Origin of the sequence: Phytobacter diazotrophicus (assembly GCF_052061655.1) — a bacterium.
Lineage (GTDB): Bacteria > Pseudomonadota > Gammaproteobacteria > Enterobacterales > Enterobacteriaceae > Phytobacter > Phytobacter diazotrophicus.
This window is the reverse complement of sequence record NZ_CM125428.1, coordinates 4189491-4214898: the sequence shown is the minus strand read 5'-3', so window position 1 is coordinate 4214898 and position 25408 is coordinate 4189491. Positions and strand designations below refer to the sequence as shown.

Below are 25408 nucleotides of genomic sequence, written 5' to 3'. Positions count from 1 at the left end.
GGAGAGCGCATGTTTTCACTCAGCAACTGGTTTATCTGGGCGCTGCTGTCCGCCTTTTTTGCCGCACTGACCGCCATTTTCGCTAAAGTCGGGATTCAAAATGTAGACTCCGATTTTGCGACCTTAATCCGCACCGGGATTATTATCGTTATTCTCGCGGCTTTTATTTACTTTACCGGTAAGTGGCAGAATCCCTTGCTGATTGGCAAACGTACCTGGCTTTTTTTGATCTTATCGGGTCTGGCGACGGGAGCATCCTGGGTGTGTTATTTCCGGGCGTTGAAGATCGGCGAAGCGTTTAAAGTCGTCCCGGTCGATAAAATGAGCGTAGTGATGGTGGCGATTTTCGCTTTTATTTTTCTCGGCGAACGACCTGGGTTGCGTGAAGCGGGGGGACTGCTGCTGATTACCGCAGGCGTATTATTACTGGCGCTGCGGCGATAATCAGCCGGGTTTTTTATGTGCGGGCAGAAAAATAACCAGTACGCCCGCAATAATAATCAGCACGCCCGTTAGCGACTGAACGGAAAAAATGCCGCGCATACCGGGCAAAATAAGGGACGCCGACCACACCAGAATATAGCTGAGACTCAGCAGGGCATAGGCTTTGCTCAATGCCAGATGGTGCAAAGCCAGATACCAGAAAAACATCGAGGCCAGATAACCCGCAAGCCCGGCCAGCAGCAACGTTGTTTCCAGATGAATGGGCCACAGCGCGCCGATAAAGGCATAAAATTGCGATACCGGTGGAAGGGCCGCCATGGCATAGCCCATTGCAAGCTGCGCCGCACTGGTTAACAACACACTGACCAGCGCCAGAAAAATACCTTTCATGCTGCCCCACCCAGAACCACAATGCCCACAATAATTAACCCCACGCCAAACCAGTGGCGCAGGTTAACCGGTTCACGCCAGATCCCCCAGGCGGCCAGCGTCACCCAGACAAAATTGAGACTTAACATCGGGTAGGCGATGCCAACGGGGACGCTCTGTAAGACCAGTAGCCAAAAAATCATGCCCAGGCCGAGACAGGCCAGCGCCAGCCCGAGCCAGGTTAGGATATGCCGACGGCGGCCCACCCTAAGGGCAGGCCGCGTCGCTTGCTTTTGGCACAACTGTCCGGCAAAGCTTAGCAGGCTTGCCAGCATAAGCAGAAACCAGATCATGGTTGTGGCGCATATTCAATAAGTGCGATTCGCCCCTGAACAAACACATTTGACGGCGGAGGAATCGGCAGGCTATTCACACTTTCACCGCGTGAAAGCAGCACCACCAGCGTAACTTTGCCTTCCTGACGATGTTGTTCCAGCCAGTCGTTGAAATCTTTCTCAGCAATAAATTTGTCTTTCGCATCCGGGTAGCTAAGGCCATATTGCAGCTCACCGGTCTGGCCAAACATTATAATATCGCTGCGTTTGAGTTCCCACGCCAGGCCTGCGGCGATGCCGACATTATCACTCAGTATATAGCGGCTGGATGCCAGGGATTCTTTGGTCATGCCGATCGCGAATTGCGGCTGTTTTGACTCCATCACCCGGTTAGGGATGGCGAAACCAACCAGCAGCGCAAGCCCGGCCGGACACAATGCCGAGAGCATCCAGCTTTTTTCGGTATTGCGCAAGGTGTACCAACCCACCAGTGCCCAGACAAAAAAGGCCATGGCGGCACAAAACACTTTATAGCTTTCGAGTGTCGTCCATACCGGGTTTTTCAGTGGCCCCCATGGGGAGGCAATAAATGCGGCAACCAGGCCAAACAGACCAAAGCCAATGTTGAGCCAGGCATTAACGCGCAAAGCACGGTAGCCTCTCTCTGCGGCCTGCACCGAATAACCAGCCATCAAAATCGCCAGCGGTGCGAAGCAGGGCAGGATATAGGTCACCAGTTTGCCTTTTGCGATACTGAAAAACAGAAATGGCATAACAATCCAGCACAGCAGGTAGAGCGTCGCGCGGTTATTCTCACGGGTGAACCATGCCAGACGAAGCGAACCGGGCAGCAGCCCCAGCCAGGGTAGGCTTCCCAGTAAGACAAATGGCAGGTAGTACCAGAACGGGGCTTTGTGCTGCGCATCCGCCATGGCAAAACGCTGAATATGCTCCACCCAGAAGAAGTAGTGCCAGAAATCCGGCTCGTGTTGGGCAATAGCCAGCCCCCACGGCAGGACAACCAGCACGCAACTGGCGATGGAGAGCCAGCCCCAAATGAGCACCTCTTTCCATTTTTTCTGCGCGATAGCCCAGGGTAAAACGCTCAGAACCGGCACGGCCAGCGCCAGGAATCCTTTGGTCATGACACCCATGCCGCAGGTCAGGCCCAGCAGCACATAGCCCGCCGCTTTCACGGAGGTGGTTTTGGCCTGAACGGCAATCCAGAACGTGCACATCCCGGCAACCAGCCACAGGGCAATCATCGGGTCGAGTACCGCATAAGTGCCGATACCGTAAACTTCCAGCATGGTGATGAAAATGATGGCGGCCATCATCGCCACGCGTTTATCGCGCCAAAGCTGCCAGGCAAACCATGACACCATCCCGGCAACCAGCGCGGTTGAAAAGATAGCTCCGGCGCGAACGGCAAAGTTGGTTTCGCCGAATAGCCACTGGAATATGGAATTCACCCAGTAACCGGCGATCGGTTTTTCAAAATAACGCAGGCCGAGAAAATGCGGCACGGTCCAGTTTCCGCTGCTAAGCATTTCACGGCTGATCTCTGCATAACGCGTTTCATCAGGCTGCCAGAGTAAACGCCATTCGACAGGGATCAGGTAGTAGAGGACAAAAAGGGCAAGTACAACCAGACCGTAGCGTGACGACTTCGTCATTCCGTTCTCTCCATTTGCTGACAACCCAGCCATCCTTCCCGGCCGGCAATTTCACCTCGCACAACTTTGCCCGTAGGCAAGGTGCGTAAATTGGCAGGTAACAGTTCACCCAGCGGGCAGAACTGAATATTCGCCTCGGCGGCGCGCTGGAGTAAATCTTCAAACTCAAGGCGATGGGCGATCCCTTCGACCTCGGCGTGAATGGTATAAACCGGTACGCCGGGATCATCGAGCATGCGGGTCAGGATGAAATCGTTGAACCCGCTGGCGCTCACGTCACTCCCGACAACCTCATCCCAGGTCGGCAGCGTCACCGGAATTTGCACCGTGCCCGTCTGGCCGACACCCGTTATCGGTAAAAAGGGCGCGCTGCCCCGGCAGTCGCTGTTATAGCGAAAATCAAAAGCTTCTTTCGCTTTAATGACCCGTTGATCGGCACGCCAGCCAGCCACGGCTGAACAGGTAATATCCGTGCCGATTATCGATTCCAGCTCTTCTTTACCCAGTGCGATTTGGTGGAGCAACTCATCGCTGTCCCATACGCCGCACCAGGTCTGCCAGGCGTGATGATCCCACGCATGCAACCCCACTTCGTGGCTGGCGGCGGCGCTGCGGATAATATCCGCGTTGGCGCGCCCGATATTCCTGCCGGGCCACGCGGTGCCCGCCAGTAAAATATCCCAGCCATACAGCGAGGCCGCTTTTGAGCGCAGCATCTTTAGCAAGAACTTCGGCTTAACCAGCCGCCAAAGATGCCGTCCCATATTGTCCGGCCCCACACTAAAGAAGAAGCTTGCGCGAACGCCGTAGCGATTGAGCATGTCCAGCAGCGACGGCACCCCCTTACGGGTGCCGCGGAAGGTATCGACGTCTATGCGCAGGCCGACTTTTCTCATGGCTTCTGTTCCGTGACCTCAACGGTGCGTAAAAAGAAGTCCAGCGTCTCTTCAACGGTCTGGTGCATTTCTACCGTCGGTTGCCAGTCAAGGCAGCGTTTAGCGTTGCGAATGCTTGGCTTACGGTGCTCAACGTCCTGGTAGCCTTTGCCGTAGTAGTCGCTGCTTTCTACTTCGCGGAAGCCAGCAAACGGCGGGAAACGGTCGCGCAGCGGGTGACGTTCGAAGCAGTCGAGCAGCATTTCCGCCAGCTCTTTGATGCTCGCTTCGTTGTCCGGGTTACCGATGTTGATGATCTGCCCATCGCAGCGACCATCTTTGTTTTCGATGATGCGGAACAGGGCTTCAATACCATCGCTGATATCGGTAAAGCAGCGTTTCTGTTTACCGCCTTCGATCAGCTTAATCGGCGAACCTTCAACCAGGTTGAGGATCAACTGGGTGATGGCGCGGGAGCTGCCGATACGCGCGGCGTTCAGGTTATCCAGACGCGGCCCCATCCAGTTAAACGGACGGAAGAGGGTGAATTTGAGGCCGGTTTTGTCGCCGTAGGCCCAAATCACGCGGTCCAGCAACTGTTTGGATACCGAGTAGATCCAGCGCTGCTTATTAATTGGACCCACCACCAGATTGGAGGTGTCTTCATCAAAGTTCGCGTCGGTACACATGCCGTACACTTCCGACGTGGACGGGAAGATGATGCGTTTGTTGTATTTCACGCAGTCACGAATGATTTTCAGGTTCTCTTCGAAGTCCAGCTCGAACACGCGTAGCGGGTTACGGGTGTACTCGATTGGGGTCGCAATGGCCACCAGCGGCAGTACGACATCACATTTCTTAATGTGGTATTCAATCCATTCGGAGTGAATGCTGATGTCGCCTTCGACAAAGTGGAAACGCGGGCTGTCAAGGAAACGGCTGATCGCATCAGAACCAATATCCAGACCGTAAATCTCGTAATTATCATCCTGCAACAGACGTTCAGTCAGATGGTTACCGATAAAACCGTTAACCCCCAGGATCAGCACGCGGGTACGACGTTTCACGGCAACAAACGGACGGCTGGAGAGCAGCGCGCCCGGTACCAGACCCATCGCCGGCGCAAGCTGAGTCCCCTGCATGTAAACGCCGTTTGCGCTCTGGCCGGTAATGATTTCCAGCGCGCCTTCACCACAGGCCACTACAAGCGGGGCGACGGACAGCACGGTGCCTGGCTTCGCCGCCGCCAGATCGGTACGCACGCGGGATTTCCAGACGATAAATTTGTTGGTGCCCACATAGCCAAACGCGCCCGGCCACGGATCGCTGACCGCACGCACCAGGTTATGCAGCTCCTGCGCCGGTTTTTCCCAGGTCAGACGACCATCTTCCGGGGTACGACGGCCAACATAGGTGGCCTGAGATTCATCCTGTGCACGCTCCTGAGTCTGGCCGCTGCGGATTTTCGGCAGCACGTCGCCCAGCAGGCTTTGTGAGGCCGCACAGAGTTTGTGATGCAGGGAGAGCGCCACGTCAGTGTCGCTAATCGCCACACTCTGTTGCGCCACAATATCGCCTGCATCGGCGCGTTGGGTCATGCGATGCAGGGTGACGCCAGTCTCTTTCTCACCGTTGACCAACACCCAGTTCAACGGTGCGCGACCACGGTATTTCGGCAGCAGCGAACCGTGCAGGTTGAATGCGCCTTTTGTCGGCAGGCTTAAAATGTCGTTACACAGCAGGTTGCGGTAGTAGAAGGAGAAAATCACTTCTGGCGCCATTGCGCGAATGCGATCAACCCACAGAGGGTGGTTTACATCATCCGGGGCATATACCGGAATTTCCTGCTCAGCCGCGAGGCGCGCCACCGATTTAAAAAAGTGGTTTTCGCCCGCATTGTCGGCGTGAGTAAAAATGGCGGCAATCTCGAAGCCTGCTTCCAGCAGTGCTTGTATGCCCGTGCACCCCATATCGTGATACGCAAAAACGACGGTTTTCATGACTCAATTTCCTCAATAGAATTTGGGGTTTCCTGACGGATAACACGCTGAATAAAGTAACGGGGACGGGCACGGACATCGTTATAGATGCGGCCAACGTACTCGCCGAGTAAGCCCATGCCAACGAACTGCGCACCGATAAAGGTGAACAGGACGGCGAAAAGGGTGAACACACCTTCGGCAGCCCACTGTGGCCCAAGAGCAAGACGCATGACGACTAAAACGACGGAGAGCGCAAAACCCACCAGCGCGATAACGCTGCCAAACACGCTCAGCATGCGCAGCGGCGTGGTGGTCAGGCAGGTCACCAGGTCATACATCAGGTTAATCAAACGCATAAAGCTGTATTTCGAATCACCGTACTCGCGCTCCGCGTGATGCACGGGAATTTCCGTGGCCCGGCGGGCGAACATATTGGCGAGGATGGGAATAAACGTGCTGCGCTCGTGGCAGTGCAACATCGCATCGACAATATGGCGACGATAGGCGCGCAACATGCAGCCGTAATCGCCCATCGCTTTACCGGTGGTGCGCTGAATCAGGTGGTTGATCATGCGTGATGCCGTTTTACGAAACAGGCTGTCCTGGCGGTTCTGCCGAACCGTACCCACCACGTCATAACCTTCTTCTGCGGTTGCCACCAGGCGAGGGATCTCTTCGGGTGGGTTCTGTAAATCCGCATCCAGAGTGATGATCAAATCGCCGGTAACATGGCTAAAACCGGCCATGATTGCGGAGTGCTGACCATAGTTGCGGTTAAGCAGCACGGCCACGATATGGCTGCCGTCGGCCTGGGCGGCTTCGACCAGCATTTTGGCGGAGTCATCGCTACTGCCGTCATCAACCAGCAGAACTTCATAATCTTTACTCAGCAGATCGCAGGCGGCGGTCGTACGACGAATCAGTTCCGGCAGGCTGTCCTGTTCGTTAAATACAGGGATCACAACGGATACTTTATTGATGGGGCTTGTTTCAAACATCGTTATTGCCCTGCCAACTGATGAAGTGCGGCGATAACACGGCTGGTGTCATCATCGGTCATATCCGGGAACAGCGGCAGCGAGCAGATACGTGCGCTATTCCACTCCGTATTGGGTAATGAAACGTCAGGGAAATTCTCGCGGTAGTATTTCTGCGTGTGGGCGGCGCGGAAGTGCAGGCCCGTACCGATGCCCTGTGCTTTCAGTGCTTCCATCAGCGCGTCACGGGTCAGGCCGCAGCGTGTTTCATCAACGCGAATAATAAACAGATGCCAGGCGTGAACGTGCGGCCAGGCCGGAACCGTCAGTGGCTGGAATGGCGTATCAGCCAGCTCACGTAAATAGCGTTGGGCTATCTCGGTACGACGCTGGTTGGCTTCGTGAAGCTTGCCGAGCTGCACCAGTGCCAGCGCGGCATTGATATCCGCCAGGTTGTATTTGTAGCCAGGGGAGATCACTTCCGCCTGCGGTGCGCGACCGTGTGTCTGGCGATCGTAGGCATCGACGCCAAGACCGTGGAATTTCAGGCTGCGAATACGCTGGGCCAGTTGCTCATCATCCGTCACCACCAGACCGCCTTCGGCACAGGTCATATTTTTAATGGCATGGAAGGAGAAAATCGCCGTACCGCGACAGCCGACATGGTGACCTTTGTAATAGGTTCCGGCGGCATGTGCGGCATCTTCAATAACGGGAATATTGTACTTTTCGCCCAACGCGCGAATTGCATCGATATCGGCAGGCGCGCCAGCGTAATGAACGGGAATAATGGCCTTCGTTTTTGATGTAATCGCGGCCTCAATGCTCTGCGGGGTAACCATCAGCGTGTCGCGGTCAACATCGATCATGACCGGGGTTGCGCCGAGCAACACAATCATATTGAGGGTGGAGACCCAGGTCATGGAGGGGGTAATCACCTCATCGCCGGCGCCAATGCCCATCGCCATTAACGTGACATGCATACCGGCTGTTGCCGAGCTCAGGGCAATGGCATGCTGGTTGCCGGTCAACTGGCAAAATGCTTCTTCCAACTGTTGGTTTTTGGGACCTGTCGTAATCCAACCCGACTTCAGAACGTCCTGAATCGCCGTTAGTTCCTCGTCGCCCATAGAAGGACGTGAGAAGGGTAAAAATTCACGCATTACTTTTCCTTACCGTTGCTGGCAATGAATTCGCACTGTAACCAGGGAAGCAGCAGACTCATTTCGTTGAGAGTACTTGGTACTTGCCTAGGCTAAGGCTTATTTATTAACTCAACCTTAAGAGATTGCATATTGTCATTAACGTTCACTTAAGATCGTTTCTGTTTAACTGGCGTTGAGGAAATAAATATTAGCAGGCGATGTTTTTGTTATTTTTGTTATGTTTATCATGATGTTAGGTTTATTTTTGTGCGAGATGGGTAAAATAACTTAGCGGCGGATCGAGCTACCGTAAAGATTTTTTGTCGCTATCTTAAATTTGTTTAATTTATATTTATAGTCATCCTCTTGTCATTATGCTGTCACTAAATTTAGGGGGGCTTAATAATGAAGAGATGTGCCAGCTTTAAAAAACGAGAATAGTCAGATTTGACTTTTAGTGCTGTAACAAATCGTCATTAAGGTGATGTGGATCACAAAAATGGCTGTTTTTTGCACTGTCACGATCAAAGCATTAACATTTCAATAGAAAATCATTTCAAATCATTTAATTACAATGGTTATTGGTTTTCATTTTCCCGACGCCTGAAAAAAATCATATTTTTTAGCAATATTTTTCTCGCTCATTCGTCTACCCGAATACAACGATATGAAGGAGAGACAACATGAGAAGATTTGGTAATCACAGACGCCATCCTGGCAAGTTTGGTGTGATGTTTATTGTTTTTGCCGTCGTGATGACGCTGGTGGTGATGACCCTGTGGAACGCCATTATTCCGGGTCTGTTTGGTCTGAAAACTATCGGCTTCTGGACCGCGCTTGGATTGCTGGTGCTATGCCGGGTGCTGTTTGGCGGTATGGGCATGGGACCGATGATGTTCCGAATGGCGCGCGATCATCGTCAATTGCATGAACGGTGGATGAACATGAGCGAAGAAGAGAGACAGGCCTTTTTCCAGAAACGCCACCGTTGGGGCGGGCGCGATGGCTGGCGCTGTGGCCCTGACATGCCCACAGAGAATGAATCACCGAAGCCGTCGGACAATGCGTGAGCATAATGGATAAGGCCGACAACGCCCGAACTGTGCGGCTCCTTGAAGCGCTCTCAGCGTGCCGGACAACGCTGAGAGCCTTTATCCGCCGCCGTATTCCGCAACGAGAAGACGTGGACGATATTTTACAGGATGTGACGCTGCAATTGATCAACGTCGAACAACCGGTTGAGAACGTCTCCGCCTGGCTGTTTCGCGCGGCGCGCAATGAAATGATCGACCGCGGACGAAAAAAGCGGGAGTGGTTATTTTCGGACGACGAGGAGGCTGATGATCAACTCTATGATGTGCTTTTTGGCGATGTGCAGACACCAGAAGAGGCACGCTTAAGAGAGATTTTCTGGGATGAACTGGAAAGCGCGCTGGCGGCGCTTCCTGCGGCCCAACGCGAGGTATTCGAAAAAACCGAACTGGAAAGTTACAGCTTCAAAGCCCTTTCCGCTGAGACGGGGCTGCCCGTACAGACCTTGCTGTCGCGTAAGCACAAAGCGGTACGCTACCTGCGAGAGCGACTTTCCGCGCTCTATCACGACATCATGCTGCCCTAGGCAGATACCGACAAAAAATCCCCGCCGCACCGGGCTGGTGTGGCGGGGATTATCATCATTGCGATTAATCAGATAAAGCTGTCGTCGTCGTTATTGCCGCCGAAATCGTAGTCATCATCCTGATCGAGGAAACGGCTATTGTCGTCGTTGCCCTGGTCAAAGAAGCTGCGGTCAGAGGCATTGGTGAAGCTGTCCTGATCCTGAAAATCGTTAGTGAAATTCCGATCACCGGCGACATCAGAAACCTGTTCGACAGGCTGCTCAATAATGTTCACGATCTCCTGTGGCTGGGAGTGGTGGAACATACTGGTCAGCATATCGGCGAGCACGACCCCACCGGCTACCCCGGCTGCGGTTTGCAGCGCACCGGCCATAAAACCGCCGGAGCGGGGAGCCGGTTGCGCATAAGTGGGCGCTGTCTGTTGCTGCGGCGGCTGTTGTTGTGGCGCGCTGTTCCAGTTGTTGGCTGGCTGTTGTGGCTGGTTTTTTCCACCGCCAAACAGGCTACTCAGGAAACTACCACCGCCGTTTTGCTGGCTGTTTTTCAGGGAGGCCACTTCATTCTGGAGATCCTGAATCTGTGCATGAAGGCGTTTCAGCGCAGCTTCCTGAATCAGCATCGACTGGGCCATATAGTAAGGCGCAGAGGGCTGCTGGCGCACAAACTCAGCGATCATATGATCGGCCTGGCTATCCCGTGCGCCGCTTTGCTGTTCCGCCTGTTTCAGACGCTGGAAAAGCCCCTCAATAAGCCGTTGTTCTTCATTTTGCATAGCAAAAACCTCAGGAGTGCATGGAGTTGTGGCAATGGTGTGCGGGCCCGTGCAGGTATTGGCTTACGCACGCCAGGTAAGAGTTATTTTAGCCGATCAAAGTTATACGAAATGACAAGCAAACGCAGAATGATGGGAAAAGAAGAAGGGGACAGGGCTTTAAAATAAAAATGGCCGGTATATGTCCGGCCATTTTCTCAGAAGGTGACCCGTGCTTAGAAGGTCTGCCAGTTATCGTTACTTGGGGTGGATAAAGGCACGCGCTGTGTCTTCGCGCTGGTTTTTTTCGCACTGCGTGTGGCGGAAACCGCACCGTTGCCCAGATCAAAGCGATCGACGGTCTTGTTCAACCTTTCCGCTTCGGATTCGAGGGATACCGCATTGGCGGTAGCTTCCTGTACCAGCGTGGCGTTTTGTTGTGTCACGCCATCCATCTCGGTCATCGCCAGCCCGATTTGTTCAATACCACGGCTTTGTTCATCCGAAGCAACTGAGATTTCGCCCATCAGGCTATTTACCTGGGCGACAGACTGGATAATTACGGACATGGCGTCGCCAGCCTCCTGTACCTGCTCCGCACCGGTTTTTACTCGGTTGACCGATTCGCTGATCAACGCTTCAATCTCTTTTGCCGCCTGCGCACTGCGCTGTGCCAGCAGGCGTACTTCACTGGCTACCACTGCAAAGCCACGACCTTGCTCGCCAGCGCGAGCCGCTTCCACAGCGGCGTTTAGTGCCAGCAGGTTGGTCTGGAATGAAATACTGTTGATCACGCTGGTGATATCGGAAATTTTTTGCGAACTGTCGGTGATCCCGTGCATGGTTTGCACCACCGTTGAGGTGATATCGCCGCCTCGTTTCGCCGTTTTTTGTGCTTCCTCAGTCAGTTTGAGAGCTTCACGCACGTTCTGGGCGTTGTTTCTGACAGTGGAGGTCAGTTCTTCCATACTGGCGGCCGTTTGTTGTAGAGCGGCGGCCTGCTGCTCAGTACGGCTCGACAATTCTTCATTACCACCGCGGATTTCACTGGTGTTGGCAAAAATGCTGGCGGAGCTATCCTGGATGGTTTTTACCGTTGTATGCAGGCTTTCCTGCATTTTTTGTACATAGGGAATCAACTGGCCGGCGCAGTTACGGCCAAACGTCTCAAGCTGGCTACTTAATTTTCCGGCGGTCAGCAACTCAAGATGATTTTTTAACATCCCAAGCGGTTTAACCAGGTAATTTACTAAATAGCGATCGGTCAATAAGAGCGTTACCAGACCCGCCAGTAATGCGCTGATGAGCACTATTTTGTTATAGGAAATTTGGTCTTTGGTTTTCACCAGAATGGCATCAGATTGAATCGCCTGAGTATATTTTTCAGCGGTTGCACCAAACTGCACGCTTAATGGCGGGTAGGTTTTACGAAATAACTCGCGGAATTTATCCGGCTGATTATTCTTCGCCGCATCGTACATAGGGACAATGGCGTTAGTCAGCAGTGCGTCCCAGTCATTTATCATCGCTTTTATGACATCATCGCTCACACCAGGATGCTGCGCATCGCGAAACTGTGCAAGCATATTCTGGCTTATCGCCAGCGCTTTTCCGGCAGATTCCATTGTTTTTGTTGAATTTTCTTCATCACCTGTCTGGCGATAATCCATTGCACGCAACATACGCGTCATGGTGCGAAAATATTGATCATTGCCTTTTACCAGCATGGCATAGGCATTCTTCTGTGATGCGTTTTGTGTGAGTAGTTGATCAATTGTGGAAAAATTATAAAAAGTAAGCAGGGTAGCCATTCCCCAAATAATACTGAAAACAACCAGTATCAGTAATATCATTTTCCTGATGGTAATATCGCGTAAAATTTGCATAGCTACCCCCGGTAACTGAATATAAAATATATTTGCAGACGAGCAGCCCAGTCGAACAGGCCTGGTGTTAAAGTGTTTATGCAATAAGGCATAAAATTAAATTTCGCAGACTAATTGTTACCCTTCGAACGGATGTTTACGACACGCGTAAAACATCATCAATGATATTCTTTTTTGTACTTGTAAATAATGTTTTGGCAAGGTTAATAATGGTAACATAAATTTTATATACGCTAAAGTCATTATTCCGTCCTGGCGTGCGATCACAAATCTATGATTTAAAATTCCTCTTCAGTCATGGCTGGCTTTTTCTTTTTGAAATTTTGGTTAAGTTCAATTTTATCCAGGGTGGTCGGACGACCTATAAAAAAACCTTGTGCGATATCGCACTCAAATTGTTCAAGTTGTTGTAATTGAATGAACGTTTCTACCCCTTCTGCAGTGACCTCAAGGTTAAAATCTTTACCCAGTCCGATAATCTTCTCGACTATATTTTTTGCGCTTTCCGAGTCACCCATCGCCATAATAAAAGACTTATCGAGCTTGATGCCATCAAAAGGGAAACTCCGTAGATAATTGAGTGAGGCATAGCCAGTACCAAAATCATCCATTAAGAGTTTGACACCGAGACTTTTTAATTGTTGCATGATTTTTAAGGCATTTTCTGGCTTACTCAGGGTAGCGTTTTCAGTGACTTCGAGTTCGAGACGTGAAGGATTAAAATCCGTTCTGGTCAGGATTGATTTCACTCGATGAACAATGTCGCTGGCCTTAAATTCCACCGGAGATATATTTACTGATAGGGACAGCCCTGCTGATTTTTCTCGTACCTCGCGACACGCTGTTGACAGAACCCAGTCTGTTAGCGCGATGATTATTCCGGTCTCCTCCGCCAGAGGAATAAATTGGTCAGGCATAAAAAGCCCGTGAGTCGGATGCTGCCAGCGTACGAGCGCTTCGAGTGACGTTATCTTCTGCAAAGTTATATCGTAGCGAGGCTGATATAAAAGAAATAATTGATCCTGTTTTATTGCCTCGCGAAGTTCTTGTTCCAGTTCTCTGCGTTGGACAATTTGTTCTGCCATATCAGGTTCATAAAAAACCCAATGCGCATTAGGATCATTTTTCGCTTTGTAGAGGGCGATATCAGAATAGCGGAGGAGATCGCTTGCGGTGCGTGCATCTTGTGGGGCCAGGGCAATGCCCATACTGACGCCAATAACAATCTCATTTCCACAGATATTAAAGGGATGATTCAGTTCTTCCACGATCCGTTTGCAAAAACGTTCAATATCTCCACGTTGGTTAAGGTCTGCGGCAACGATGATAAATTCGTCTCCACCCTGACGCGTTACCAAATCAATGCTTCGCATGCAGCGGCGCAGGCGGTTAGAGGCTTCACTGAGTACCTGGTCACCCACCGTATGGCCGTAAACATCGTTAACGGTTTTGAAATCATTCAGATCGACACTGATCATTGCCAACGCATTTTTCGACTCATTTTCTGATTGCAGTCTACCCTCAAGAAATTCTTTCATCCGGACGCGATTAGGCAGACCGGTTAATTCATCATGGTGTGATAAATACTGAATGCGTTCGCTGGCCTCCACTTCCAGGGTGACATCTGTCGCGGTACCACGGAACCCTAGTGAGCCATCAATAAGGTTGACGCGTTTAATGGTTAAATTGCAGTAACGTTGATTTCCCTGGGCGGAAAAATAACTGCAATGGTTAAGGGTGAGGAAGTTACCTGCGTAAGGAAGATCCAGCCATTTCGTCAGCGCCGGGTTGTCTTGTGACAGAAACGCCCGCAGCGAACGGCCTGTCCAGTCATCAATCCGGTGACCGGTAATAGCCGTAAAGCGCACAGATATCCAGGTGAGTTGTAAGAGCTCATCGGCTTCCCAGATCCAGTCCGTCGTAGTTTCCACCACGTCACGAAAACGACGCTCGCTAATGGCGAATGCCCGGCGGCTTTGTTCCAGCAGGAATGTTTTTTCGTCATTCAGCCGTGCTTTTAAAAGCCCTTTGCGCACAAGAGAGAGCGCCAGAAGGACTGAGGTGAGCATCAGCAGGACAAGAAGAGGGAGTACCCACGTGAGCAGCGTGTCACTGGGATTTTTATTGTTCCATTCAAAATAAATTTCTCCCCCCGACACCGGCCATAACAAGCCCGCAGTATGTGGTTGATGGCGTTTGGGTTTTGACGCAAGGATATGCAAATCTGCAATGGCATATTCCTCGCCCATAGCGGCGAGTTTTTTAGGTGTCAGTTTATCAACAAAGATCATCATAGAATGATCCGCAGGCGCTTTCGCAAGAGCAACCTTATCCTCAGTCGTAATCCATGCGGCTGAAATGAGGATTAATTCATTATTGGCAAAAACGACGCGCGAAACGGCTGTTCCGCTGCTTACCTTCAGTGCCGTGCTTAATTCTTCATTAATATTTTTCCCCAGCCACTCCTCAAAAGGTACAAGGTGAAGACCGCCATCGATAACGCTGTAGCGCGTTTCTTCTTTTGGGGAGAGCACAAACACGCCTTCGTAGCCGAATTTGGAATACAATGATTTACCGAGGTTTTGTTCGTCCCATGCCCAGCTTATGTCTACCTTACGATGAAGATTATCCCAGGCTTCGTTCCACGCGGCGTTATCGGCAAGATGCAAACGAAGGTTTTCCTGCCGATTGTCGAGCGCTTTCATTAACAGCTGTCGGGTTTGGTGGCGAGTGTTACGCGCCAGATCATTTTCTGTCTGAATGAGCGCAAATATTGTCGTTAGAAAAATGAAGCCCATGAGCATCAGTACCAGCGTCACCGTCTGCTTCATGATGCGATGCGTATCAGGAGCAGGAGCAGGCGCGTACTGGTCGTCGAAAATGTTCATACTTCACCTTTTCTAAGCGTTTTAATAAGCAAAATATGTTTTTTTAGTCATCTGTATTAACGGCAAGAGGCAATTAAACTTTAAGTAAAAATCCATATATCGGTAAGGACGGTTAACTTTGTGATGCACATCATTTTTTTAAGCAAGAAGAGAAGAAATATCGTTTTTAATATTAAGATAACCTTAAGGTTAATAAATTTAATGATTTGTCTGGTGGTGGTTATTTTGCGATGTTTTTAACTTTATGATTTTATTGTTTTTCTTAATTTAGTGTTTTGGTGTTTTCATAATGAGACTGTTTTGGTGCCATCAAATAATAATGTTAAATTGCACGTGTTTAGCCTCAATCCGTAATAAATGAGTTTTTTCTTCGTGCCACTTATGTCGAATGTGCAAAAATGAATGTGATATTGTCTTGTTTAAGAATACGTTATGACGACTTAAAAAGAAATTTTATAACCTCCCAGTGAAACTATGTGCATTGTGATCCATGCTTTTAATTGTCATTTTCAGGAAGGCAATATGGCGGGGGAAGGCCTGTTATTGTGAGATAAGTACCTTTCAACACGTGGCGCGACACGACCGACAGATTATAAAAGGCTTTGTTGAATAAATCAGATTTCGGGTAAGTCTCCCCCGTAGCGGGTTGTGTTTTCAGGCAATACGCACGCTTTCAGGCATACCTGCTTTCGTCATTTTGTTCAGCGCTCGTACCAGGGCCATAGCCTCCGCAACCTGACCATCGTAGTCACGCAGCGTCAGTGACCCCCCGAACAGCTGTTTTACCCGGTACATTGCCGTTTCCGCTATCGAGCGACGGTTGTAATCTGTTGTCCATTTCCACCGCGCATTACTCCCGGTCATTCGCTGATTAGCCACTGCACGGTTACGGTCTGCATATTCACCGGGCCAGTAACCCGCACCTTTTCGGGGAGGGATAAGCGCGCTGATTTTCTTACGCCGCAGTTCATCGTGACAGAGCCGGGTGTCGTAAGCGCCGTCTGCCGATGCTGCCCTGATTTTTCTGTGAGTCTGCCGGATAAGACCCGGGAAGGCTTCTGAGTCCGTCACATTGTTCAGCGACAGGTCTGCACAGATGATTTCATGTGTGTTGCTGTCAACGGCTAGATGCAACTTTCGCCATATACGACGGCGTTCTTTGCCGTGTTTTTTGACTTTCCATTCGCCTTCACCAAAGACCTTCAGCCCGGTGGAATCAATCACCAGATGCGCGATTTCACCCCGGGTGAACGTTTTGAAACTGACATTAACCGACTTTGCGCGCTTGCTGACACTGGTGTAATCCGGGCAGCGCAACGGAACATTCATCAGTGTAAAAATGGAATCAATAAAACCCTGTGCAGCCCGCAGGGTCAACCTGAACACGCGTTTAATGACCAGCACAGTCGTGATGGCAAGGTCAGAATAGCGCTGAGGTCTGCCTCGTGAAGAAGGTGTTGCTGACTCATACCAGGCCTGAATAGCTTCATCATCCAGCCAGAAAGTTATGGAGCCACGGTTGATGAGGGCTTTATTGTAGGTGGGCCAGTTGGTGATTTTGAACTTTTGCTTTGCCACGGAACGGTCTGCGTTGTCGGGAAGATGCGTGATCTGATCCTTCAACTCAGCAAAAGTTCGATTTATTCAACAAAGCCATTATAAAAATCAGGGACGAAGATGATCGCCCCTGACCTCTTCATCAGGGCATTAGTGGTTCGGAATAATTTTCTCTGCCTTTAGGGTATCAAACAGGTGGGTAAACGAATCCAGTGTCGCCCGGTAGCCGGTAAACCCGGCCTTACGGCTTTTGCTCATGTCGGTGAAGGCTTCCATCGGTCGACCGAGGTCCGCGTCGGTGTGCCACCAGGAGGCCAGTCGGCTGATATCGGGCTCGGCAAGTGAATAGCGGGCGGCAATTTCGCGCCATGCGGCGGCAGCTTCCTGCATCCGTCCTTCCAGCGGCATCATGGTTTGTGGGTTTCCGCCAGATTCAATGCCAAAATAGGCGGCCAGACGCGGCCAAAGCCAGTTCCAGCGGAACACGTCGCCGTTAACAGCGTTGAAATCTTCGTTTGCCGCATTCGGGCTTTGTGCCGCCCAGGCGAGCTGCTCGGCTAGCAGGTTTGCATCAGTGACGTCGGAGATGCCATGCCACTGTTCCGGTGAGCCCGGGAAAATAAACGGCCAGCCTTTCTCCCGGCACAGGGTAGCGTAGACTGCCAGCGTCAGACCCATGTTCATTGCGTTACCGACCGCATAACCGATGATGGTGTGCGGACGGTGCACACTCCAGCGATAACCGTATTTTTCCGCGCCGGCAAAGGTCTCATCTTCCTGCGCATAATAGAAATTATCCACGGGCTGACGACCCTGCTCTTCGCGAAAAGGCGTAACCGGTACGGCGCCTTTGCCATAGGCCTCGAACGGACCAAGGTAGTGTTTTAGCCCGGTAACCAGTGCGACATGCGCGCCGTTCAGGCGGTCACCCAGTTCCTCAATCACGTTTTTGACCATCGCACCGTTGACGCGGATGTTCTCTTTTTCATTTGCCTGACGCGACCAGACGCTGAAAAACAGTGCGTCGGGTTTTATGGCCGCCAGCGCCGTATTCACCGCCTGCGGGTCCGTCAAATCGGCGGTCAGACGGTTGCAGCCTTCCGGCACCGCGCCGCGCCCGCGCGACAGTCCTGAGACCTTCCAGCCTTCCTGCATCAGCTTTTGCGCCAGCGCGCGGCCAATCACCCCGCTGATGCCGACAATCAGTGCCTCTTTTTGCATTTCACTCTCCTCATGCGTAAACGTTATGAGTAGACTAATCGAGAATTTTGCTCTTATTTCTGGCATTAATTCACATCATTCTTAACCTGAGTTCATGAATCAATGCACGATCAACGACTGAAGGACATTGTCCCCTTTGTTGCCAGTATAGAAGGGGGGAGCTTTGCCGCCGCGGCGGAGCGCTTGCATGTGACCGGTTCAGCCATCAGTAAAAGCGTGAGTCGTCTGGAGGCGAGGCTGGGCTCAACGTTGTTGGAGCGGACGACCCGACGCCTGAAACTGACCGACGCCGGGCACGCGTATTACCAGACCTGTATTCGCATTATGGAAGAGCTGGCGGAGGCGGAGTCGGTACTGGCGGCGCAACGCAGTATTCCATCCGGGCGTCTGCGGCTGGCCGTGCCAAATACCTATGGCAGGCTGTGCGTCATGCCGTTATTGATCACGTTTTGCCAGCAGCATCCGGAGATTGATATCAGCATGACGTTTTCTGACCGTTTCGTGGATCTGTTTGATGAAGGGATTGATATTGCGGTGCGGATTGGCAAAACGGCGGAGATGCCTGCGTCGCTGGGATATCGGCAACTGGGGCGAGAGAAGATGGTGTTTTGCGCTTCACCCGCGTATCTGGCGCGCGAGGGGCACCCGGAAAGCGTCGAGGCGCTGTTGCAGCACAGGGCCATTTTGTACGAGCGCGTCGACGCCAGTGGTAAGCCGTGGCAGCTTATCACCGAGGATGGGTATCCGGACTGGCGTACCGTGCCCTACCATATGGCGCTGGGGGATGTGGATGCCCAATTACAGGCGGTTCGTAGCGGGTTAGGCGTTGCCCAGATGCCGACATGGCTGATTCGCGACGCCCTTGCGCGCGGGGAGCTGGAGATCATTTTGCCGCATATTCAGCCCGACGGGCTGGCGTTGACGCTGGTATGGCCGCGCCGTAAGCAGCTATTGCCAAAGGTGGATGCGCTGCTTTGTGCGCTGAGCGGGCTGGATATCGGTGGGTGAAGTGCGGTGGGGCGGGGTACGGTCTGATGCCCTCACCCCGGCCCTCTCCCACAGCGATAGGGGGCTATTTCGTGCGGCCTGAACGTCTGGTCGCCCTGATAAGGCGTTTACGCCACCATCCGGGGAACCAGCACCGAACCTAACCGCGGTCATCCTTTGGTCCAAGGAACCAAAACGCGAAGGGCAGCGAACCGATGATGGTAAACATCAGGCTGTAGATAAACACCCACGCGCCCTGAATCACAAACATCGACACCGACCACTCGTCCATCGGCAAATCGTACTGATCCACCACGCCCTGGAAGGCGGCTTCTGAGATAACCGACACGGCAACCACAAACACAATCGCGACGGCGATAAGGAATTTTTTACCCTCACGGGTACGCAATTTTTCCAGCATATAAATCTCCTTATAATTCTGTGCAGCCCGCAGGTAATGATGAATATCCATCCGGCGAAGGTTGCTAATCAGATGCACTATTTCGCTGCTACTGCGAGAGCCTTTCCCATATGTCTGTGCTATGGGCTTCTCGCGCCTGACCTCAGGATGACGCTACGCGCGTATGAAAACACCCATCATACGAGTTACAAACCGGAAGTGTATCTTATTCTCATCTTACATGTTACCGCTGATCGACCAGGAGGAGGAGAGGTGTTTATGCGGAGAATTTGCTCAGATTGATTAAATGTTAATCAAATATATTCGTAAACATGATGCAGGGCGCATTTTTTAAGCCAGGGCAGGCATAGCGTATCGGTAACTTCCAGGAGGGCACTACCATGAAAAGGTTATTAATATGTTGCCTGTTTGGTAACACGGCGGTAACGCTGGCCAAAAAAATGCAGGATGTTGCGGACGCAAATCGGTATCAGATTCAAATTAGCGGAATAGGGGCTGAGGCATTTGCCAGTGTGGCGCCTGCTTTTGATTGTTTTCTGGTTGCACCGCATATTCAATATAAAAAAGAAGAACTGAAAAAATCGATTAAAGAAGGCCAACATATTGAGGTTATTGCTGGCTATCCGTACGCCGCCATTGATGCAGAGAAAATATTAAAATTTGCCATCGATCGTATGGAGGAGTTGGTGGATTAATCGGTTATTGAGAAATCTCCAAATAGGGCATGCAAAAGGGCTCAGGGATGAGCGGGCAATGTCGTCATTATTCTACTGATGTTATCGAACGGTTGATTTATTGTATCTTTATGAAAAATAAGTTTTTAATATAGTGACTGTTCCCCTTTTTGCTCAGGACGATGTGCCACCATGTCTGTTCTGGCGCAACCTGTCCGTTTAGTCAAACCATCGCTATTTCATATTTTCCCCGGTTTTTTACGCTACGTATATTAACCCTGTTCGCTATTACGCATTCGTGCGCCTGCAGTTGCTTTCTGCGGGGCTGATACGAGTGTCTTTTCGCCGTTATGGGGTTTCGGGATTCATTTATCGAGGGATATATGCGAGTAAAAAGACATTTCTCTCTGGGTGCGCTGCTGGGCACCGGCTTTGCCGCGATTATTGCTATCGGTCTGTTGGTGGCGATTTTTGGTCGGGCTGAATTGAATAACACCAGTAAACATATCGAATTCTACGAGAAGTACCATTTGACCAATCTGCTGTCGATGCAGGCATTAAAGGACAACCTCAATAATGCCACCAAGGCGACATTCATCATGGTGTTTCAGGATGATGAAAAGAGCCAGATGGAAGAGGAAAAGCTGACCGAACTGTCGATTAAACGCAACGATGAGCTGGTGGCGCAGTTGCAGGCGAATGTGCAGGATACTGACGCACAGAACATGCTGAACAATTTTAAAGCCACACAGGTGGAGTACGTGAATGTTGTGCGCCAGACCGTGGGGCTGGCGAAGAATGGCCAGATGCTGGATGCCCAGTCGCTGGCAGTCGAAAAGATGCAGCCGTTACAGATTCGCCTGTTTGAAGAGATTTCCGCGATGATCCAGACCCAGCAGGCCAGCACGACCTCAGCGGCGGCGGCTTCCACCGCAAGCGCCCGCTCCGCTGGCGACGCCCTGCTGATGATTGCTGCGGTGGCTGCGCTACTTGGGATCGCCATTGCCTGGCTTTTCACGCGCTACATCAAGCGGCAACTGGGGGGCGAACCCGCTTATGCGCTGCAGGTCGTCCATGAAATTGCGCAGGGAAATCTGGCCACCCGGATTACGCTTGCCCCGGATGACAGCACCAGTTTGCTGGCAGGGATGGATGAGATGCGACAAAGCCTGAGTGGTATCGTCAACCAGGTGCGGGAAAGCAGTGAGTCAATCTCGGCGGGGGCAAATGGTGTGGCGGAGGGCAGCACTGACCTGAGCCAGCGTACCGAGCAGCAGGCGGCCAGTTTGCAGCAAACGGCTGCATCCATGGAACAAATCGGCCAGGCGATTCGCCAGAATGCCGATACGGTGCGTGTCACCAATCAACAGGCGGCAACCGCGAGCGAAATTGCCGCAAAAGGGGGCGAGGCGATTGAGAACATCGTGCGTACGATGGATGAGATCAGCCAAAGCTCTCGCAAAATCAGTGAGATCATTGCGGTGATTGACGGCATTACCTTCCAGACGAATATTCTGGCCCTGAACGCCGCGGTAGAGGCGGCGCGGGCAGGGGAGCAGGGGCGGGGTTTCGCGGTGGTAGCGGGTGAGGTGCGTTCGCTGGCCCAGCGGTCAGCGTCTGCGGCAAAAGAGATTAAGGCCCTGATTATGGATAGTATTGAGCGTGTGGATAACGGCACGGCGCTGGTGAATCACGCGGGCGCGACCATTGGCGAACTGGTGCGGCAGTCGCACCATGTGGCGGGGATGATCGACGAGATTGGCGTGACAACGCGTGAGCAAGAATCAGGTGTCGGGCAGGTGAATGAAGCCATTACCCAACTGGATAAAGTGACGCAGCAAAACGCGGCGCTGGTGGGGGCGTCAAGTACGGCGGCGGAAGATCTGCGCGATCAGGCGCAGCATCTGGTCACGCTGATGAGCGTGTTCCGTACCGTAGCCGTGTAGCTTTGGCCATACAGGAGGTGGCCCGGATGGCAGTGTAAACGACGTATCCGGGCGCGATAGCGGGTGAGGAGACCTACTCCTCACCCGATTGATGATAGCGACGCCATGCGCCCGGCGGCATACTGTATTTGCGGGGCTTTGTTGAATAAATCGAACTTTTGCTGAGTTGAAGGATCAGATCACGCATCTTCCCGACAACGCAGACCGTTCCGTGGCAAAGCAAAAGTTCAAAATCACCAACTGGCCCACCTACAATAAAGCCCTCATCAACCGTGGCTCCATAACTTTCTGGCTGGATGATGAAGCTATTCAGGCCTGGTATGAGTCAGCAACACCTTCTTCACGAGGCAGACCTCAGCGCTATTCTGACCTTGCCATCACGACTGTGCTGGTCATTAAACGCGTGTTCAGGTTGACCCTGCGGGCTGCACAGGGTTTTATTGATTCCATTTTTACACTGATGAATGTTCCGTTGCGCTGCCCGGATTACACCAGTGTCAGCAAGCGCGCAAAGTCGGTTAATGTCAGTTTCAAAACGTTCACCCGGGGTGAAATCGCGCATCTGGTGATTGATTCCACCGGGCTGAAGGTCTTTGGTGAAGGCGAATGGAAAGTCAAAAAACACGGCAAAGAACGCCGTCGTATATGGCGAAAGTTGCATCTAGCCGTTGACAGCAACACACATGAAATCATCTGTGCAGACCTGTCGCTGAACAATGTGACGGACTCAGAAGCCTTCCCGGGTCTTATCCGGCAGACTCACAGAAAAATCAGGGCAGCATCGGCAGACGGCGCTTACGACACCCGGCTCTGTCACGATGAACTGCGGCGTAAGAAAATCAGCGCGCTTATCCCTCCCCGAAAAGGTGCGGGTTACTGGCCCGGTGAATATGCAGACCGTAACCGTGCAGTGGCTAATCAGCGAATGACCGGGAGTAATGCGCGGTGGAAATGGACAACAGATTACAACCGTCGCTCGATAGCGGAAACGGCAATGTACCGGGTAAAACAGCTGTTCGGGGGGTCACTGACGCTGCGTGACTACGATGGTCAGGTTGCGGAGGCTATGGCCCTGGTACGAGCGCTGAACAAAATGACGAAAGCAGGTATGCCTGAAAGCGTGCGTATTGCCTGAAAACACAACCCGCTACGGGGGAGACTTACCCGAAATCTGATTTATTCAACAAAGCCTATTTGCGGGTAAAAACCCGAGTAAAAGTTTGCTGGGAGTCGAAGCCGTAGCGGGTGGAGATGGTGATAATCGACTCCTTTGTCACGCTCAGGTCATGGGCGGCGCCTTCCAGCTTTTTGTTGCGAATATACACACCTAACGGAATATCAATAATCTGATGAAAGAGGCGCTGTAAATGCCATTTGGAATAACCTGCCCGGTGGGCAACATCATTAATCCGTAAAGGTTTGTCAATATTATTATCAATCCATGTCTGAATATCGAGGATAACCGATTTTTGCATGGCCATAATATATGCCCCTCTTTGCTAAATATGAATGCGCGTCGTCTCTTTTAACAGCAAGATAAAGCGCAACATAATTGCCCGACGTATTACCCAGGAAGCTGAGTTTAAATCAGCGTGGCTGTCGTTAGCGTGACGTGAAAATGACATTCCTGTCAGGTTTGTGAACAACGCGGCGGGTGGCAGACCCTGGCGGGAGATCGATGAATAAATGCTGAAAATACTGGCGATTCATTCTTCTATTTGTCGTATTTGAGAGGTGCGAACAAATCCTGATAATAAGAATATTTAAAGGATAAATTAAAATAAATGTATATTTTTGTTATCTGACGCATCTGTTATTTGGGCGTCAGTGAACTGACAGCCAGCCTTTCTAAAATCATTCATGTCAGCGGATATTCCTGACTATTCTCTTTGCGAGGTGGAAACATGAAGATGACAAAAGGCATTATGAGCGCAATGATAGTTGGCCTGTTTTCCGCCGGTGCGCTGGCGGCGGTACCCGTAGAGTCCGGTAGCGGGCTGCAAAAAATGGGTTCGGTGTCGGCATCGGGCGCGACAACGCTGTCTGATTTGCATGAGGAGCTGGCGCAAAAAGCCGACGCGGCGGGAGCAGGCTCGTATCGCATCGTAGCGGCCGGGGGCGAAAACCAGATGCACGGCGTGGCGGTTATCTACAAATAAGCCGAAAAACAGGAGGCTTAGCCTCCTGTTTGCTTTTCTGTTCAGGCGTTTTTGAACTGTGTCTGCTCATCAAGCGCCGGTTTGTCACCCGGCGCAACGGTAAGCCCATCCGCATTTATTTTACCGATTGCCAGTGACAGACCAAAAGTGTTGCTGCCGTTTTCACTACGAACAAACACATCGCCACGGTGCATCAGTGCGACCGCACGAACAATGGATAATCCCAGACCATGATGCGTATCGCTGCGCGTGCGGGACGAGTCGATACGATAAAAACGCTCAAACAGACGCTCCAGATGTTCTGCGGCGATTGGCTCGCCCACATTGGCGACAGCTATGATCGCATGCTCATGCCGCTGGCGAATGGAAACGGTCACTGTGGTATTTGGTTTTGCATGGCGAGCCCCGTTTTCCAGCAGGTTTGCCAGCGAACGGTGGAACAGCCGACGGTCGATACAGGCAATGACATCGCCTTCCACGTTGATAGTGAGGTTCTTCTCGGCAAAGGAGGGTTCGACATATTCGGCCGTCTTCCATGCCTCCTCGCGCAGCGATACCTCGGTAAGCTGGGTGGCGTGTTCCCCGGCCTGGGCATGTGAGAGAAAGAGCATGTCATTGACAATCGAGGTCATACGCGCCAGCTCTTCCAGATTGGATTCCAGTAAATCTTCCAGCTCACTGATGGAGCGTTCGCGGGATAATCCCAGTTGTGTCTGGCCTATCAGGTTAGTCAGAGGTGTGCGCAGCTCGTGGGCGACGTCAGCGTTGAAACTCTCCAGTTGCCGCCAGGCCACTTCCTGGCGTTCCAGCACACCATTGAATGCTTCCGCCAGCGTTTGCAGTTCATCCGGCAGGGTTGTGGCGTCGAGGCGCTGTCCGTGGTCGCCGGGGGCAAGCTTATGCGCCTGCTCGCTCATTGTATTCACCGGGCGCATGCCAAACCGTGCAATCATAAAACCTAACACGGCAACCAGTATCACCCCGAGGGCGGTGATCAGCAGCAGCGTGCGGGTGAACTCTTCCAGCGTGCCCATATAAGGCGTGGAATCGATAGCAATCACATAGCGGATCGCCGGGCGTTCCCCCCGCGCCGGAATTAGTTTGATCAGGATAAAGAGCGAACAGGACTCTTTCGTGGCGCCCGGCGCTTCGCTAAATCCGTCGGCAAGTGTCGCCCAGTTGACCCCTTGCGGTGGCTCGCCGCCCACCTGATAGCGGGGATCATCGCTGAGAACCCAGTACTGTACGCGTCCGCCTTCTGCCGTGGTCATATCGGCGAGCTTGGTGGCGAGCATCTGCCAACTGTGCAGCGTGGTGCGCGATAGCAGCCACGGCTCCATTAGCGATTCCCTGAAAAGCAGCTCGTTGTGCATCTGTTTTTGTAAGGATTCATGCAGGGTGCTGCGCAGCAGAAAACCGATCGCCGAGACGATAAGTACAGAGGCGAGGGCAAACATTAATGCAAGGCGTCCTGAAATCGAACGTTTGAGCATAGA

23 protein-coding genes are annotated in these 25408 nt (G+C 51.9%); 8 read left to right on the top strand and 15 right to left on the bottom strand.

The features are described from left to right. The first annotated feature begins 9 nt into the window (after positions 1 to 9). Positions 10 to 444 (top strand): EamA family transporter, encoded by a 435-nt coding sequence (locus ACS0RQ_RS20570; protein WP_041852297.1) that lies wholly within the window; start codon positions 10 to 12, stop codon positions 442 to 444. Here ACS0RQ_RS20570 and arnF read toward each other — a convergent pair whose 3' ends face one another. The 7 genes from arnF to arnB are packed head-to-tail and all read right to left on the bottom strand — an operon-like array spanning position 445 to position 7821. After that, positions 445 to 834 carry a 4-amino-4-deoxy-L-arabinose-phosphoundecaprenol flippase subunit ArnF gene (gene arnF, locus ACS0RQ_RS20565; protein WP_271850230.1) on the bottom strand — a complete coding sequence of 130 codons (390 nt, stop codon included), beginning with the start codon at positions 832 to 834 and terminating at the stop codon, positions 445 to 447. Further along, a complete protein-coding gene (gene arnE / locus ACS0RQ_RS20560) occupies positions 831 to 1166 on the bottom strand; it encodes a 4-amino-4-deoxy-L-arabinose-phosphoundecaprenol flippase subunit ArnE (RefSeq protein ID WP_271850229.1) in 336 nt (111 codons plus the stop codon). The genes arnF and arnE overlap by 4 nt, the downstream gene beginning before the upstream one ends. Continuing rightward, a complete protein-coding gene (gene arnT / locus ACS0RQ_RS20555; RefSeq protein ID WP_271850228.1) occupies positions 1163 to 2824 on the bottom strand; it encodes a lipid IV(A) 4-amino-4-deoxy-L-arabinosyltransferase in 1662 nt (553 codons plus the stop codon). The genes arnE and arnT overlap by 4 nt, the downstream gene beginning before the upstream one ends. After that, positions 2821 to 3720, bottom strand: a complete 900-nt coding sequence (gene arnD / locus ACS0RQ_RS20550) for a 4-deoxy-4-formamido-L-arabinose-phosphoundecaprenol deformylase (RefSeq protein ID WP_271850227.1) — start codon at positions 3718 to 3720, stop codon at positions 2821 to 2823. The genes arnT and arnD overlap by 4 nt, the downstream gene beginning before the upstream one ends. Beyond that, positions 3717 to 5699: a bifunctional UDP-4-amino-4-deoxy-L-arabinose formyltransferase/UDP-glucuronic acid oxidase ArnA gene (gene arnA / locus ACS0RQ_RS20545; RefSeq protein ID WP_271850226.1), complete on the bottom strand. Its 1983-nt coding sequence runs from the start codon at positions 5697 to 5699 to the stop codon at positions 3717 to 3719. Before arnA ends, arnD begins: the two co-directional genes overlap by 4 nt. Continuing rightward, a complete protein-coding gene (gene arnC, locus ACS0RQ_RS20540; protein WP_271850225.1) occupies positions 5696 to 6679 on the bottom strand; it encodes an undecaprenyl-phosphate 4-deoxy-4-formamido-L-arabinose transferase in 984 nt (327 codons plus the stop codon). The genes arnA and arnC overlap by 4 nt, the downstream gene beginning before the upstream one ends. 2 nt (positions 6680 to 6681) lie before the next feature. Further along, positions 6682 to 7821, bottom strand: a complete 1140-nt coding sequence (gene arnB / locus ACS0RQ_RS20535) for a UDP-4-amino-4-deoxy-L-arabinose aminotransferase (protein WP_041852290.1) — start codon at positions 7819 to 7821, stop codon at positions 6682 to 6684. Between the two features lie 665 nt (positions 7822 to 8486). Here arnB and ACS0RQ_RS20530 point away from each other — a divergent pair. Next, positions 8487 to 8873, top strand: a complete 387-nt coding sequence (locus ACS0RQ_RS20530; protein ID WP_271850224.1) for a hypothetical protein — start codon at positions 8487 to 8489, stop codon at positions 8871 to 8873. 5 nt (positions 8874 to 8878) lie between these two features. Further along, entirely contained in the window at positions 8879 to 9421 is a 543-nt protein-coding gene (locus ACS0RQ_RS20525) for an RNA polymerase sigma factor (protein WP_071193956.1), read from the top strand. A gap of 68 nt (positions 9422 to 9489) precedes the next feature. Here ACS0RQ_RS20525 and ACS0RQ_RS20520 read toward each other — a convergent pair whose 3' ends face one another. The 5 genes from ACS0RQ_RS20520 to ACS0RQ_RS20500 form a co-directional block, all read right to left on the bottom strand. Further along, a complete protein-coding gene (locus tag ACS0RQ_RS20520; protein WP_271850223.1) occupies positions 9490 to 10194 on the bottom strand; it encodes a DUF2076 domain-containing protein in 705 nt (234 codons plus the stop codon). 215 nt (positions 10195 to 10409) lie between these two features. Further along, positions 10410 to 12059, bottom strand: a complete 1650-nt coding sequence (locus ACS0RQ_RS20515) for a methyl-accepting chemotaxis protein (protein ID WP_271850222.1) — start codon at positions 12057 to 12059, stop codon at positions 10410 to 10412. Between the two features lie 278 nt (positions 12060 to 12337). Then, the gene (locus ACS0RQ_RS20510) at positions 12338 to 14947 is read right to left on the bottom strand and encodes a bifunctional diguanylate cyclase/phosphodiesterase (protein ID WP_271850221.1); all 2610 of its coding nucleotides are present in this window, start codon (positions 14945 to 14947) and stop codon (positions 12338 to 12340) included. A gap of 654 nt (positions 14948 to 15601) precedes the next feature. Beyond that, positions 15602 to 16570 (bottom strand): IS5 family transposase, encoded by a 969-nt coding sequence (locus tag ACS0RQ_RS20505; RefSeq protein ID WP_023279773.1) that lies wholly within the window; start codon positions 16568 to 16570, stop codon positions 15602 to 15604. An 84-nt stretch (positions 16571 to 16654) separates the two neighbouring features. Beyond that, positions 16655 to 17725, bottom strand: a complete 1071-nt coding sequence (locus ACS0RQ_RS20500; protein ID WP_271850220.1) for an SDR family oxidoreductase — start codon at positions 17723 to 17725, stop codon at positions 16655 to 16657. Positions 17726 to 17827: 102 nt separating this feature from the next. Between ACS0RQ_RS20500 and ACS0RQ_RS20495 the strand changes: the two genes are divergently transcribed. Next, positions 17828 to 18733, top strand: coding sequence for a LysR family transcriptional regulator (locus ACS0RQ_RS20495; RefSeq protein ID WP_271850219.1), 906 nt, complete (start codon positions 17828 to 17830; stop codon positions 18731 to 18733). Between the two features lie 139 nt (positions 18734 to 18872). On the opposite strand, the gene ACS0RQ_RS20490 is transcribed toward ACS0RQ_RS20495, so the two are convergent. Beyond that, the gene (locus tag ACS0RQ_RS20490) at positions 18873 to 19133 is read right to left on the bottom strand and encodes a DUF2534 family protein (protein ID WP_079497931.1); all 261 of its coding nucleotides are present in this window, start codon (positions 19131 to 19133) and stop codon (positions 18873 to 18875) included. Positions 19134 to 19513: 380 nt separating this feature from the next. Between ACS0RQ_RS20490 and ACS0RQ_RS20485 the strand changes: the two genes are divergently transcribed. The 3 genes from ACS0RQ_RS20485 to ACS0RQ_RS20475 all read left to right on the top strand — a co-directional run bounded on the left by ACS0RQ_RS20485 (position 19514) and on the right by ACS0RQ_RS20475 (position 22888). Further along, the gene (locus ACS0RQ_RS20485; protein WP_271850218.1) at positions 19514 to 19828 is read left to right on the top strand and encodes a PTS sugar transporter subunit IIB; all 315 of its coding nucleotides are present in this window, start codon (positions 19514 to 19516) and stop codon (positions 19826 to 19828) included. Positions 19829 to 20190: 362 nt separating this feature from the next. Beyond that, positions 20191 to 21753 (top strand): methyl-accepting chemotaxis protein, encoded by a 1563-nt coding sequence (locus ACS0RQ_RS20480; RefSeq protein ID WP_271850217.1) that lies wholly within the window; start codon positions 20191 to 20193, stop codon positions 21751 to 21753. 166 nt (positions 21754 to 21919) lie between these two features. Then, entirely contained in the window at positions 21920 to 22888 is a 969-nt protein-coding gene (locus ACS0RQ_RS20475) for an IS5 family transposase (protein WP_023279773.1), read from the top strand. Positions 22889 to 22943: 55 nt separating this feature from the next. Here the strand turns inward: ACS0RQ_RS20475 and ACS0RQ_RS20470 are convergent, their stop codons facing one another. Beyond that, positions 22944 to 23234 (bottom strand): helix-turn-helix domain-containing protein, encoded by a 291-nt coding sequence (locus ACS0RQ_RS20470; protein WP_334633617.1) that lies wholly within the window; start codon positions 23232 to 23234, stop codon positions 22944 to 22946. Positions 23235 to 23657: 423 nt separating this feature from the next. Between ACS0RQ_RS20470 and ACS0RQ_RS20465 the strand changes: the two genes are divergently transcribed. After that, positions 23658 to 23912, top strand: coding sequence for a YdgH/BhsA/McbA family protein (locus tag ACS0RQ_RS20465; RefSeq protein ID WP_271850216.1), 255 nt, complete (start codon positions 23658 to 23660; stop codon positions 23910 to 23912). Positions 23913 to 23953: 41 nt separating this feature from the next. On the opposite strand, the gene ACS0RQ_RS20460 is transcribed toward ACS0RQ_RS20465, so the two are convergent. Then, the gene (locus ACS0RQ_RS20460) at positions 23954 to 25405 is read right to left on the bottom strand and encodes a heavy metal sensor histidine kinase (RefSeq protein ID WP_271850215.1); all 1452 of its coding nucleotides are present in this window, start codon (positions 25403 to 25405) and stop codon (positions 23954 to 23956) included. Positions 25406 to 25408: the final 3 nt, after the last annotated feature.